The sequence below is a fragment of the Paenibacillus sp. JT31N17 genome (assembly GCF_056269255.1).
In genome coordinates, this window is sequence record NZ_JBWDNP010000001.1 from 637851 (window position 1) to 652820 (window position 14970).

At 54.1% G+C, this 14970-nt stretch carries 6 protein-coding genes; 5 read left to right on the forward strand and 1 reads right to left on the reverse strand.

Annotated elements, in window-relative coordinates; translation table 11 throughout:
- Window positions 1-95: 95 nt before the first annotated feature.
- The 4 genes from AC0YOB_RS02745 (at window position 96) to AC0YOB_RS02760 (ending at window position 12032) form a co-directional block, all read left to right on the forward strand.
- Window positions 96-1772: an extracellular solute-binding protein gene (locus AC0YOB_RS02745; RefSeq protein WP_475791441.1), complete on the forward strand. Its 1677-nt coding sequence runs from the start codon at window positions 96-98 to the stop codon at window positions 1770-1772.
- Between the two features lie 299 nt (window positions 1773-2071).
- Complete coding sequence (locus AC0YOB_RS02750) at window positions 2072-9184, forward strand: Ig-like domain-containing protein (RefSeq protein WP_475791442.1); 7113 nt, start codon at window positions 2072-2074, stop codon at window positions 9182-9184.
- Window positions 9185-9372: 188 nt separating this feature from the next.
- A complete protein-coding gene (locus AC0YOB_RS02755) occupies window positions 9373-11211 on the forward strand; it encodes a cache domain-containing sensor histidine kinase (RefSeq protein WP_475791443.1) in 1839 nt (612 codons plus the stop codon).
- A 14-nt stretch (window positions 11212-11225) separates the two neighbouring features.
- Window positions 11226-12032, forward strand: coding sequence for a response regulator transcription factor (locus AC0YOB_RS02760; protein WP_475791444.1), 807 nt, complete (start codon window positions 11226-11228; stop codon window positions 12030-12032).
- Window positions 12033-12230: 198 nt separating this feature from the next.
- Here AC0YOB_RS02760 and AC0YOB_RS02765 read toward each other — a convergent pair whose 3' ends face one another.
- Complete coding sequence (locus AC0YOB_RS02765; protein ID WP_475791445.1) at window positions 12231-13304, reverse strand: M42 family metallopeptidase; 1074 nt, start codon at window positions 13302-13304, stop codon at window positions 12231-12233.
- A 299-nt stretch (window positions 13305-13603) separates the two neighbouring features.
- On the opposite strand from AC0YOB_RS02765, the gene AC0YOB_RS02770 reads away from it, so the two are divergent.
- Window positions 13604-14803: a serine hydrolase domain-containing protein gene (locus tag AC0YOB_RS02770; protein WP_475791446.1), complete on the forward strand. Its 1200-nt coding sequence runs from the start codon at window positions 13604-13606 to the stop codon at window positions 14801-14803.
- The last annotated feature ends 167 nt before the right edge of the window (window positions 14804-14970 follow it).

A 14970-nucleotide genomic window follows, 5' to 3' on the forward strand; every position in this document is an offset into this window, starting at 1 on the left:
TCAAAAAGTGAATTCACCTATGACAGGGTTGGACTTTTCGAACGGCTTCTCCAGGGTAAATATAGATCAGATATTTTGAAGGGGGATTATTGCTCATGTCAAAGCAGAAGAAAAAATGGTCATTCGGAGTACTTGCAGCCGTAATGATCGGAACTCTGGCAATTTCAGGGTGCGGCAGCAACAATAACGGGGCAAATGGAGGAACGAATGATCAGCCGGCCAATACAACAACACCGGCGGCAGCAACGGAAACCACAGATAAACCTGAAGCCACAGCGGATTCACAGCCTTACGAGCTCAAATGGCTGAAAGGCCAGGATATTTCCCTGCCGTACGACCCATCGAAGGATGTTATCAAGCAAGCGATCGAGAAGAAGCTTAATATCAAAATTATTCCTGAAATGGTGGATGTTCAGCAGTATAAAACCAAGCTGAATCTGAAAATGTCCAGCGGCGACATTCCGGATGTCACCCGTATCGATTTTGCCGATGACTTCCAAAAATATGCGCAGCAGGGCGCATTTGTCGACCTTACCGATATGATCAACCCTACGGATACGCCGAATATTTTGAAGGAAGTGCCGATGGAAATTTTCGAGCAGGCGAAAGTAAACGGCAAGATCTACGGGATTCCTTATCAAGGCGGACCGGGCGCGGGTTACCGTTGGGATCTGGCCATGCGTACGGATTATCTGAAAGAAGTAGGCGCCACTGTGCCGAAAACGCTTGATGAGTATTACAACCTGCTTAAGAAAATCAAAGAGGCAAAGCCGGATGTAACTCCGCTTGGAGGCTATACGGCTCAGATCGGGCAACAGAAATATGCCAACAACTCCTTTGACAATATTTTTGGCGCATTCAGCGTAACACCTGGATATTTCACCGAGCAGGATGGCAAGTTCAGCAATTATGATATTGATCCAAGAATGAGGGAAGCGCTGTTATTCCTGCAAAAAATGTATGCGGAAGGCCTGATTGACAAGGAGTTCGCAACCATCAAGGAAGAGCAGCTGCGTGCGAAGCTGTACAGCGGCAAGCTGTTCTCCTACATGGGCTGGTGGTCAACGCCAAATGATTACGATATGCAGATCGAGACGAACGAGCTGATTAAAAGCGGCAAGCTGGCTGCCGACGGCAAGCTGGAAAACCAGGCCGAGCAGCCATTCAAGTATCTCACGCTGACTGGATCGCTTGTCGGAGCAGACGGCAAGGCGGTTGCTCCATCGGGTGCTCCTTTCTCTCAAATGAGCGCGATCAGCGCGAAGACCAAGGATCCGAAGAAAGTGCTGTCCATTATTGAAGAATCCTTGTCCCCGGAAAATCAGATGCTGACAGTTTGGGGAATCGAAGGCGAGGATTACACGATTGTAGATGGCAAGATGAAGAACGTAACGGTAACCGAGCTGGTCGATCCCAAGACACAGCAGGATAAGAACGGCAATTTCCGGGGCGCACAAGCCTACACCTTCGCACCTGGATTAAACGGCTGGCCGCGTTATCTGGAGTCTCTCCCGCTTCGCTTCTCCGAGGCGCTGGGTGTAGCCATCAACAATCCTTACCAGATCACGGACGCATCCAACTATCTGGATTCGCCAACGAAAATCGCCAAGCTGGTTGAACTGAACACGATGCGCGACGCCGTATTTACGCAAATCATCATGGGCGGTGACATCAAGAAATTCGATGAATTCGTGGAAAAATGGAAAACCCAGGGCGGTACGCAAATTCTTGCGGAGCTCGAGGAATCCTTCCAGAAGAAATCGGGCAAGTAAAGCCGGCTAGTCTTTTAAGCCCCGGTGAGAAAGAGTGGCTGCGCATGCGGAAACGTCTTCCAATCGCTGTTGTACCCCTGAATTTTTGAATTTGGATATCTTTAAATGGCAAATTCGGGGTATAAAGGTTGTAAGTGTAGGCTTCCGAAGCAGCTTTCTTACGAAAGCTTTCAGCTTACGCTTCTCCAGACTATTTCCGACTGCTCCTCCGGTTCATCACCGAACTTTTAAAAACCCCCGCCAATGCAGGTGAACTGTATTGGCGGGGGCTATATTGCCATTTTCGGAGGGATACATGAATGGTCATGAGGGTCAGAAATATAAGCTTATTGTTGATTGCAGTTATGCTGCTGCAGTTGTTTCCCGCACCGGCGGGAGCGCAGAATTCGACAGTGCTGTTTGAGGACAGCTTTGCCGGCGGGCTCGGCAAATGGGATATGTTCGGCAGTACGGCCTGGCAGACGCAGGGCAGCGGCGCCGAAGCCCGCATGATCGGCACAACGACATCGACCGGGGCTCCGCAGCGTGCGGTCGTGAAGGCATCAGCGCTGCCATACAGCACCCAGGATTATACCCTGTCGTTTGACGCCCGGTCCGACCGCTTCCGTACGCTGTTCAGGTACAGCTCCAGTACGAATTATTATTTTCTGGAATTCAAAAATGCCAAATCGGTTGAATTCTGGAAGTTTGCCAATTCCTCAACCAATGTGCAGGTAGGAAGGCAATTTGATATCAGGACCGTGCTGCCGAGCTTCAACATGGGGGATTCGCATCAATACGAATTGGAGGTTAACGGTGCCGAATTCAAGCTTGTTATCGACGGGACACCCGTAACCGTTTTCACTGATTCCGATCTCACGGCCGGCGGAGTTGGCTTCTCTCTGAAAAGCGTCAGTGGCGCTGTCAATTTGAGTGTCGGCGATGTGGAGGTCAGAACGATTGCCACTCCGAACACGTTCACTATCAATCATACACCGGTTGCCAGTGTGCCATACAATACGAACCTGCCTGTTTCCTTCACACTGGGGGAGAGCACTTCCTCCGTGACGGCATCGGTCTACTATGGTTACGGGGAGGATGCGCCTGCTCAAGTTATTGAAGCGGAAGGAAATGGAAGCGCTTCTTTTATGGCAGTTATTCCGGGAACGAACCGGGCGGGACTTATCCGCTATTATATTTCCGCGCATGATGAGGACGGCCGCACAGCCCGCTATCCGCTGTCCGGGGAGGCTGCCGTCGTCGTTGATGAGATCCAGCCTTATGTGAATGATTTTGAGGCCGAGACGGCCGGTTCGCCTCCCTCAGGCTGGACGACCGGAGGCAGCACAAAAGTGATTCAGCTGCCGGATGGCGGCGGCAAAGTATTTAATCTGAATGAATCGGGCAGCGCCAAGCTGAACCTTCCCATGTACCTGAACGCAGATAATTTCGTCGTCAAATTCAAGGCGAAATATGAACGGACGAGTACGGCGGTACAGAACACATGGCGCTTTCGATACCGCGCCGTAGACGATATGAACAACAATGCGATGGAATGGGCTACGCATAACTCCAAGTATTTTCTGATGAGAAAAACGACGCTTGGAGGCAACTACTACATCGCCAACCATGTAAAGTCGCTGCTTGACGACTGGCATGATTATGCGCTGCGAATCAGCGGCATCACGCATGAGCTGTTTATTGACGGCGCAGAGGTGGCGAGCGGGGACGATTCCGATCCGCTGGCCCTGCAGAAAGGTTATTTTCAATGGAATGTGGTAGGCGGAATCAATCTGATGATTGATAATTTCTCCATCGAACCGATACCTGCGCCTTATGTATTGGATCTTCAGCCCTCCGGCAATTACGCCGGCATCTACACGCAAGAGGAATCACCGGGACTATCGCTGGCATTGGATGCAGGCGCCAAGGCGCGTGAGTTCCGGATGGATTATACCGTACGCAGGGCAGATGGAGACAAGGCTGCTGTTGCTTCGGGAACCAAAACCTATACCGTGGCCAAGTATGCGAAGAATGCGGATGAGTTTCCTTTTGACCCTGCATTGCATGATATTGGCACCTATGAGGTGTCTGCCGAATTTGCCGTAGACGGGGTGGCGCAGCCTGACAAAGCGAAAAAAATGCGCCTCGCCGTTGTGAAAAAATCCGCAGAGGTTCAGGGCCTTGATCTCGACAACGAGAGCAAATTCGGTCTCAATACGCATTATGCGCTCAATTGGAAAGACGATATTATCGACGGTGCGCGCAAGCTTGGAGCCCGTCATCACCGCTCAGGCATTACCTGGGAGGAGGCAGACCGCAAGGTGACGGATACGTCGGGAAACAAGGTGTACGATTACACGAATGTCGATGCCAGGCTGGATAAGCTGTTCTCCTACGGATTTAATCAAATTACAGTGCTGGGCATTGACAGAAACCCGTACTATCAGGAAGGTACCGTCAATACGACCGATGGTCTGAAAGCGATGGGCGATTTCGTTTACAATACCGTCAGCCGTTATAAAGGAAAGATCCGTCAATGGGAGATGCCGAACGAACCCGAGATTTTCACCAAGCCGTATATTCCGGCGGAGTTCGTGCAGATGCAGAAGATCGCGTACCTGAATATGAAAAAGGCGGACCCGGACGCCATGCTGCTCGCCGGTGACCATACCTCCAGCGTGCGCAGCGTGCTGCCGAAGGAATTGGAGCTTGGCTCCTATGATTATGCCGATGCGTATTCCTATCACCCGTATGTTTACAACTCCATGCCGGATGGCAATTTGCAGAGCATGATGGACGGAGTGAAGGATCTTGTCAACGCCTACGGGGGCTGGAAGGACTATTATTTGACAGAGGGGGGCTGGCCGACGGCCAATGCCGGATATCCCTCCGTTACGGAGGAAACCCAGCGGGATTATGTCGTCCGCGCCTTCCTGAATTACCTGATCACAGATCAAGTCAAGGCTTATGAATATTACAACTACAAAAACGATGGCACGGATGACAGGTACTATGATATCTTCTGGGGGATCACGGACAACGACGGCAGACCGAAGCTTGCCTACGCCGCCGTCAATAATCTGATGACCACCCTGGATAAATCGCGTTATATTGGAACCATGGATACCGGGAATCCGGATGTGGCCGTACATGTATTTCTTAATGACGGCGAGCCGGTCATTGTGGCCTGGAAGAAGGTCGACCACAAGGATAATCCGGCCGTCAAGCCGCTGACAAGCGAGATTACGCTTCCTTTCGGAGCAGCGGGGCTGCAGGTCAAGGATATTAACGGTGTGGAGATTCCGGTAACGGGAGCGGGCGGCAGCGTTCAGCTTACGGTATCCGGCTCACCCGTATATATTACGGGAGCGCCTGCCGGTTTTGTATTCGACTCAGCGGACACGCTTCTTCAAGGAAAAGAACAGGAAGCCGCAGCCAGGCTTACGCAGCTGCGGACGCCGGAGAACGCTCAGCTTATCGACGCGGATCTGACAGAACTTGGCCGTATCCATTCATCTCTTGCGGCGGCAGCTGCCGGGGAGCGCCCGGCTCCGGGGTTGGAGCAGGGGATCAAGGATATTTATGCGCTGATGGAACAGATCGCCGGCCAGATCGGTGCCGGATCATTGGAACCGGCTCCCGGCTACGTCGCATTGGAAACGCTGTATAATATGGCGGAATATGCATCCGTCGCGTTGTCCTACGCCTATGAAGGATCTGGGGCCAATATTCTGGATTATGCTGCAGCAGCGCAAGCCGCGACAGCTTCATTCAATGTCAAGAAAGGCGGATACAATGTTATGCCCGTAACCGCGTCTGCAGTGCTGCGAATGAACCGGTACGGCAGATTGGCGGAAGACGCATTTGCACGGGGAGATTACGCAAACAGCTATACCTATAATTTGCTGGCACGGGAATTTGCCGGTGCGGCCGAGGCGATTTCCGCTTCAGAGACGCCCAAATTCATCGGTGTGATGGTGAACGTCGTACCGACGCAGGCAACTGGAGAAGCGGGTTATGTCAATACATTCAATCTTTCGCTCGTTAACGATACGGATGCTCCCATGCAGGTATCGATAGAGGCGGGGCTGCCGGAAGGCTGGGATGCTGCACAGACCGGTCCAACGCCGGGTGAATTGACGCTTCCTGCGCATGGCTCGCTGGATGTCCCTTATCCTGTGCTCGTACCGGAAGGCACGATCAAGGGAAGATACGATATCGGGTTCGATATCATGCATGAGGGAGCCGTATTCGACACGAAGGATGTTCAGCTCACGGTCGAAGATGGCCTTCAAGTCCGGCTCGTCCCCGTCAAGAAGACGATTCAAGAGCTGGATGTGCTGACGGTACAGCTGACCGGCACCTCATCAGCTGTCAAATCCGGCAGGGTGACCGTTAAAGGTCCGGACGGGGCACTGCTTGCGCCGGTTACGACCGATGCTTTCAGCGGATTGAAGAAAGGCGATGTCATCGGGATGGATTTCCATTGGACGTACCATACGCAAGCCGCGTTCAATGAATATTCAGTGGATCTGCAGGTTGATGAAGCGGCAAGCGGCAAGATGATTTTTCACGATTCGCTCATGCCGGTTGAATTCAATCTGGTACAGCATGCGTCAGCTGTGACGGTCGACGGCAGTCTGGCCGAATGGCAGGATGCATTTCCGTTCCACCTGCGCACGAAAGCCCAGAATGCGAGCGGATTCCACGATCCCGCCAATCTGGAAGCGACCGCTTACGCCAAGTGGGCGGAGGATGGCCTCTATTTTGCGGTAGCGGTTCGCGATAACGTGCACAAGCAATCCGAGAATGCGGCGAATATGTGGAAGAACGATTCGGTCCAGGTGACCTTGGATCCTCTGGGCAACCGCGAGGCTCCTTACGGAGTCGACGATGTTGAATGGGGCTTTGCCCTGGCGGATGACGGCAGGCTGCTTGCGAATATCTTTAACTCGACGCCGCCGAATCCAAGCGGCGAGGTGAGCGGCCATACTCCCTTCAAAGCGGTTCGTGATGAATCGGCAGGCAAAACGCTGTATGAGTTCAAGATACCAGCGTCTCATGTCAAGGACTTGATCCCGGAGCTGGGCGGAAGCATAGGCTTTAACATCGCCATTAACGATGCGGACTTCCAGAACGGAAGAGATAACTTTATCCAATGGACCAACGGGACGGCTGATGCCAAGAACACCTCCTTCTATGACTCGTTTGCTTTCATAGATGACGACCCGCAGGTACCGGTGGCCGGCGTTTCTCTGGATTCCGCAGAGCTGGCGCTGAAGCCTGGAGAGGAATTCCCGTTATCGGCTATTATTGAACCCTTGGATGCGGCTAATCAAGCGGTGACGTGGAATTCGGATAATGCCGCCGTCGCAGCCGTCGATGCGGCTGGCAAAGTGACGGCGGCAGGACCGGGTACTGCGGTCATTACAGTCACAACGGCAGACGGAGGCTTCTCCGCAGCCTGCGTGGTGACCGTAACCCCTCAAACGATTGGAGTCACCGGCATTACGCTGAGTCCATCGACGCTTTCATTGGCGCCCGGTATGAGCGCTGATCTGACAGCAGCCATCGAACCGGCAGATGCGACGAATCAAACGGTGACATGGAGCTCGGATAACACGGCGGCCGCAACCGTCGACCCTGCGGGCAAAGTGACGGCAGTAGAGCCGGGAACGGCAATCATTACGGCAACGACGGCTGACGGTTCCATGACGGCAGTCAGCACCGTTACTGTAACTGCGGAGCCAATCAGCATAACGGGCATTACCCTTGATCCGGGCACACTGTCACTTACGGCGGGCGGAACCGCAGCGCTGCTTGCAGCGGTGAGTCCGGCGGACGCGACGAACAAGGCGCTGACCTGGTCGTCGGACAACACAGCTGTAGCCGCAGTGGACAGCAGCGGAAATGTAACAGCGCTTGGAGCGGGTACAGCCGTAATTACGGCAACAACGCAAGATGGCGGCTTCGCAGCAGCCAGCGAAGTAACGGTATCGGAGCCAGCAGAGGTCCGCGTAACAGGCATTACCCTTGATCCGGGCACACTGTCACTTACGGTGGGCGGAGCCGCAGCTCTGCTTGCAGCAGTGAGTCCGGCGGACGCGGCGAACAAGGCGCTGACCTGGTCATCGGACAACACAGCTGTAGCCGCTGTGGACAGCAGCGGAAATGTAACAGCGCTTGGAGCGGGCACAGCCGTTATTACTGCCGTGACAGCAGATGGCGGTTATACCGCAGCAAGCACGGTAACCGTGACGAATGCCTATATCTACTTTCCGCCGCCAGCGGCAGTTACACCGGCCGAGCCTGCTGCTCCGGCTGCCGGGACTGTAATTGTACTGCCGGATATGCTCACAAATCTGTCCGAAGGCATCGTTACAGTGGAAGTTCCGGCGGATACAACAGCAGTCCAGCTGCCGGCAAATGCCGCCGAGCTGCTGGCGCAGAATAAGCTTGAATTGAAGACGGATAATCTGGTTCTTGAGATTCCGTCCGAGCTGATCAGGAAGCTGTCCGGCCAGCTCCCGGCGGAGAAGCTGGAGGGCAGTGTAATATCGCTGAAGCTGGAGCTGCTCACGCCGTCTGCGGTGAACGATATTATGGCAAAACGACAGCAGGACCCTAATATGTCCATCAAGCCGGGCGGCGAAACCTATGAAATAAGCCTTACCATCACAGCAGCCGACGGCACGACCGGAAAGCTCACGCAGTTGGATGTGCCGGTTACGATGAGCCTTAAGGTCGATGATTCCATAAATCCAAGGCTGGCGGGTATTTATTTCATTTCTGATGAAGGCAGGCTCGAGTACATCGGCGGGGAATATGCCGGCGGCCGATTGACCGCGCAAATTCATCATCTTAGCAAATATGCGGTTCTGGAAGTGAAGAGAGATTTCTCCGACCTCTCAGCGGGTCATTGGGCTTACAATGTGATTGAAGAGCTTGCCGCAAAACAAATCGTTCAAGGAACAAGCGGCATGTTGTTCGAGCCTGGCCGTCCCGTAATGCGCTCCGAATTCACGGCCATGCTGGTCCACGCATTGAAGCTGTCGAAGCAGGGCGAAGTGACGTTTGCCGACGTATCGGCGGACGATTGGTATAGAGGGGCGGTTTCCATCGCTTATGAGGCCGGAATTGTCACAGGCAGGAGCGCCGGAGCCTTCGATCCGGAAGGCCTTATCACACGGGAAGAAATGGTCACTATGCTGATGAAGGCGCACAAATTGCTTCCAGATGCGGAACTGTCGCCGTCCATGCCAGCTCTGTTCGCAGATAGTTCCGAGATTTCGGCCTGGGCCGCACAATATGTGCAGGAAGCGGCAGAACTCCATTTGATCCGCGGCCGTGCCGAGGGCCTATTTGAACCAAAAGGAATTTCAACGCGTGCGGAAGCCGCACAAGCCTTGTACAATTTAATCAGCCCATAGGTTGAATTGCCGGAAAGGGTTCTATCGGTCTGGCATCCTGCTTGCGGTTAAGCCTATTATTAAGCCTCAGCGGGATTTATCGAAGTTTTACAGAAGCCATAGCTATCAGAGAGAGCCCCTCGGACTTGAATGCCGTCTGAATGGGCTTCTCCCGGAAATGGCCTGATGTCAGGCAGAAGGAGGGGACAATGCTCAACAGGAAACGATTGCGGAGCGGCAGTTCGAGCTTGCTGTCAAAGCTCAGTCTTCCGATCTTTGTACTCATCGTCACCTTCATCGCGCTATTTGCAACAGCGGCGAGCTACATTCTTATACGGGTACAGAACGACCATACCCACAAGATGGCGGAGCAGTCGATGAAATTTGTTTACCGGAATGTATGGTATCAATTCGATACGATGAACAACGTGGCAGCTTTCGTCTCCACGAACCAATCGATTGAAAGCCTGCTGGAAAACAATTATGAGAAATCCTTCGAGGCGGTAGGCGATTTCTTCGCGCTGCAGTCCAATCTTCAAAATCTGTCCCTGCTGTCGCTTCTCAATGATTTCGGTTCCCGCAGAGACGCGCAGCAGTCCTATGTGGTCTCCCTGGCGCTCGATCCGGGCGTCGGACTTTATGAGATGGCGACGGATCACTTCTACCCGGTGACCGGGATATTCAAATCCGGGGATCTGCAAAGCGAGCCATGGTACCGCAGCCTGGGTGAAGGAGAACAGCGGACCGTCTGGTGGGGTCAGAAGTCAGGCCAGGCCAACGCCGCGATGATTTATTCTGCGAGAAAGAAGAGCAGCATCAAGGACGGGCGCAGCATCGGGACGATCATCATCGGCGCGGATACCGGGAGCATCAAGAGCGTGTTCGATAATGCTCCGCTGGAGAAAGGGTATCATTTGCTGCTGGACGAAAGCGACCGGGTTATCTTCAGCGAGCGCTACAAATTTCTTGAAAATGTAAGCGGGCTTCCATACGTGCAGGCATTGACAGGCGCAAGCGGCTCGCTTGTCGCGAAGGTGGACGGGGAGAAGGACCGGGTCATGTTCGAAACGCTGGAGAACGGCTGGAAGCTGCTGACTGTCGTCCCGGAGAGTCATTTCAGCCGGTATACCATTGTGATCTCGGCTATCGGCGCAGCTACCGCTGCTGCTGCGCTGCTTGTTGCAGGCTTCTGGCTCCGCAGAATTGTCGTGCGGGTCACGGTTCCGATCACCAGGCTGGTCAGCGCCGTTCAGCGTCCCGAGGTCGTGGAATTCAAAGAGCCGCTGCCCAATCAAAATTCGGGAATCTATGAAGTGGATGAGCTTCACCAGAAGTTTGCTTCCATGCTTGTGACCATTCACGGCTTGATCGAAAAATCGTTTGTCGAAGAGATGGAGCGCCGCCAGCTCCAGCTGGAGCTGCTGCATGCCCAGATCAACCCCCATTTTCTGTACAATACGCTGGATCTGATCAACTGCCGGGCGATAATGGCGGGAGATGTGGAAGCAAGCCGGATTGTCCGCTCCCTCGCCAATGTATTTCGTTATGGCTTGAATCGGGGACAGGCCTGGATCACCGTGGAGCATGAAATCAGGCAGGTGGAAGCCTATCTTCATATCCAGCAGATGATGATGGATAATCTGCAGGTTGCCGTAAATGTGCCGGATGAGCTTTTATCCGCGACAATCGTGCATCTATGCCTGCAGCCGCTGGCGGAGAACGCCATCATTCATGGATTTGCCGACCAGCCGGCCGATTGCCGGATTGCGATTTCAGCCCGACTGGAAGGAAAAGCGCTCGTACTTCGTGTCGAAGACAACGGAAAGGGCTGCGATGCTCTGCGGATGAACCACGCTCTGCTGGAACAGCCAGCCGGCGATGCCGGCGGTAAATTAAGCGAAAGCGGAACCGGATACGGCACCATGAATGTTCATCGGAGAATCCAGCTGCACTGCGGGAAACCGTTTGGTTTGCGTTATGTGGAGGTCAATGAAGGAACCTGCGTCGAAGCTGTTATGCCCTTTCGCCCGGATCCGGTTTTACAATGATAGGAGGCATCGGCATGTTCAAGCTGCTTATTGCAGAGGATGTAAGAACGGTCCGCGAAGCTTTGATCCGCTCCATTCGCTGGGAGGGTATCGGAATCAGGCTGCTCGGCGCCGTCGAGAACGGGGAGGAGGCTCTCATCTGGCTGGAACGGGAGGAGCCGGACCTGCTCCTGACCGATATCGGGATGCCGAGGATGAACGGTCTGCAGCTGATTGAAGCTGTAAAAGCGAGAAAGCCTGATATCCGCTGCATCATCTTGTCCGGATTAAATGAATTCGAGCATGCGAGGCAGGCGATCAAGCTGCAGGTGCTGGAATATATTCTGAAGCCGATCGATCCTGCCGAGATCGAACGGGTGATGTCAAATACGGTGCAGGAGCTTCGCAAAGAGCGGGAAGAACGCCGGGGAATGGCGCTGGCTGAGCAGGCGGTGAAAGAAACGCTGCCCAATCTCTCGGAGGCGCTGTCTCCCGATGACTGGTCCGGCAGCCTCAAGAAGAAGAAGCTGGTGGAACAGGCAATCCGCTACGTGAAGGAAGGGTATACGCGCAAGGAGCTGGCGCTTTCGGAAGTAGCGGCTGCGGTTGGCTTAAGCGACAAATATTTGAATCTGCTGGTCAAGGAAGTGACAGGCACGACGATCAATCATACGATTATCCGGCTTCGGATGGAAGAAGCGGCACGGCTGCTTAAGGATCCCGCGAATAAAATCTACGAAATCTGCGACTGGATCGGCTATGCGGACCAGGATCATTTCCGGGAAACCTTCAAGAAGCAGTACGGCTTGACGCCAACTGAGTACCGCAACAAGTTTTTGTAAGCCTGATGAATCTCGTTGATGCAATCAGGATCGCCTTGTTCGCCTTGTTCGCCCGTGATTGAAAAAATGGAAATAAATGTAATAATTGTGGGTCCAGATACGAACTTGAAAGGAAAGAATGACTGCATAACCAACAAGAGACCCCCGGTTCTTCAACCAGGGGTATTGTTTGTTATGCGTGAGAGGACAAGTCTTGATTTAAGAACGCTCCAGTATGGTTTGGAAAGTAGTCGCATCGCAGGTCTGCACCAGCTTGACGAGCAATTCCTTCGCTGCGGCATAGTCATCGACATGGAGGATCGAAGCTGCGGTATGGATATACCGCGCGCAGACGCCGATGACAGCGGAAGGAATGCCGATTCCCTCCACATGGACTTGACCGGCATCCGTCCCGCCTGCGGAGAAGAAGGGCTGGACGGGGATCCTGTGGGTGGAGGCCGTATCGCGGACAAATTCGAGCATTCCGCGATGCGTAATCATCGTGGGATCGAAGATGCGCAGCAGCGCTCCCGCACCCAGCCGCCCGAACGCCTGGCGGTCGCCTGTCATGTCGTTCGCGGCGCTGGCGTCCAGAGCGAAGAACAAATCTGGCTTGATCATCCGAGCAGAAGTACGCCCACCGCGTACGCCCACTTCCTCCTGCACAGTGGCTCCTGCGTACAGCACATTGGGCAGCTTCGCTCCCCGAAGTTCTTTGAGCAGTTCTATGGCCAGCCCTACGCCGTAACGGTTGTCCCAGGCTTTAGCCATGATCTTCTTCGGATTGGCGAGCGGGGTAAAGGGGCAGACAGGCAGCGCCGGCTGTCCGAGCCGAATGCCGATGTCCTCGGCACCCTGCCGGTCGTCCGCACCAATATCAATATACATCTGTTTGACATCCAGCGGCTTCCCGCGCGCAGCTTCATTAAGCAGATGGACAGGAGTTGTGCCGATTACGCCTTCAATGGGACCGCGGTCAGTAATGACCTGTACCCGCTGGGCAGGCAGCACCTGGCTGAACCATCCGCCGAGCGTCTGGAATTTGAGCATCCCGGTGTCGGTGATGCCATTGATAATGAAACCAACCTCGTCCATATGGCCGGCTACCATAATAACCGGGCCTTCCGAATCGCCGCGGACCACACCGAAAATGCTCCCAAGCCGGTCCTGTACAATCTCATCGGTATATTTCCCCAGTTCCCCCCGCACAAACTCCCTGAGCTCGCGCTCAAAGCCGGGAGCGGACGGCATTTCGGTCAGGGTACGGAATAATTCCAATGTGTCCTTATCCATATCAATTCCACCTCGCATTTATTGTTGGGCTATCTTATAACCTTATAGCATTTTTAAGATTGGCGTCTATAAATTTCTATTAGATTGACGGAAAGCAGCCTGCTTCAGCTGCCGGAGTGCAGCGAAGCCGGTTCTTCATTTGCCTTTCATATTGTAAGCAATTGAATAATGCCTATGCAACAGAACCGGTGATGCAGCTTGCAGTTGACCAAGGCAGCAATTGAAGAGAAATGGGTGCTTCGCCATTATGATAAAATGAACAGCAGGAAATGTCAGTAAAAGATTGGGGGCAGCAAACGATGAGCAATGGCGGATTATCGAAAGAGCGGCTCGGCCGCATGCGCGGCGTCATGACCGGCTATGTGGAACGGGGCGATCTGCCCGGTATGGTTACGCTTGTCAGCCGGCGGGGAGAGCTTCATGTCGAAGCAATCGGAATGAAGGGGATCGGGGGGAGCGATCCGATGCGCCGCGACACGATCTTTCGCATCTCCTCGTTGACGAAACCGGTCACAGCTGCAGCAGCCATGATTCTGGTCGAGGAATGCAAGCTCAGGCTGGACGACGCGGTTGATGAATTTCTGCCTGAACTGGCTGACCGCAGGGTTCTCAAGCGCCTGGAGGGGCCGGTTGACGATACTGTTCCTGCGAGCAGGCCCATCACCCTGCGTGATCTGCTGACCCTCAGATTGGGAATAGGAGCTGTTATGGCTCCCCCCGGCAGGTACCCGATCCAGAAGGCGATTGCGGAAGCGGGACTTGCTCCGGGGCCCAATCCGATATCCATCGCTCCGGATGAGTGGATGAAGCGTCTTGGCAGCCTGCCGCTGATCCATCAGCCGGGAGAAGCCTGGATGTATCACACCGGATCCGATGTTCTGGGCGTCCTGATATCACGGGCAGCTGGCCGGGCGCTGGAAGATTTCACCCGTGAACGCATCTTCGAGCCGCTTGGAATGAAGGATACCGGATTTCATGTGCCGGATAGCGTGCTGGACAGGCTGCCCCCAAGCTACATGACCAATCGTGAAACGGGAGGGCTGATGGTCCATGACGAACCGCAAAGCAGTCTATGGAGGTCGCCGTCCGTCTTTCCATCCGGAGGCGGAGGGCTTGTCTCAACCGCTGACGATTATCTGGCCTTCTGCCGGATGATGCTGAACAAGGGGAGCAGCGGACGCATGCGCATCCTGTCACGCCCCTCGGTCGAGCTGATGACCATGGATCATCTGACGCCGGAGCAGAAGGCGGAGGCCCATGTTTTTTTGGGCAGCAGCAGCGGTTGGGGTTTCGGTGTCGGCGTCTCTGTCCGGCGCGATGATCTGGCCGGGGTCCCCGGGAGATTCGGCTGGGATGGCAGCACGGGCACATCCGCATATTCGGATCCCAAGGAGGAGCTGATAGGGATCCTGTTGACCCAGCGGTTGATGGATAATCCGGGTCCCCCCAATGTACTCCTCGATTTCTGGAGCTCGGCATACCAGGCCATTGACGATTGAGAGGGTTTCAAGCGGCATGCCTTTTCAAGCGCTTCGCCAAACAAGTCCGCCAAACAAGGGGATATCCCGAAAGCTGTAGATTGATATGGCTTCTGGGACATTCCCTTTTAACTTATGGATTGAGGGAAGAATCGAACTCTGCCCTCGCGGCAAATAATTTTACAATA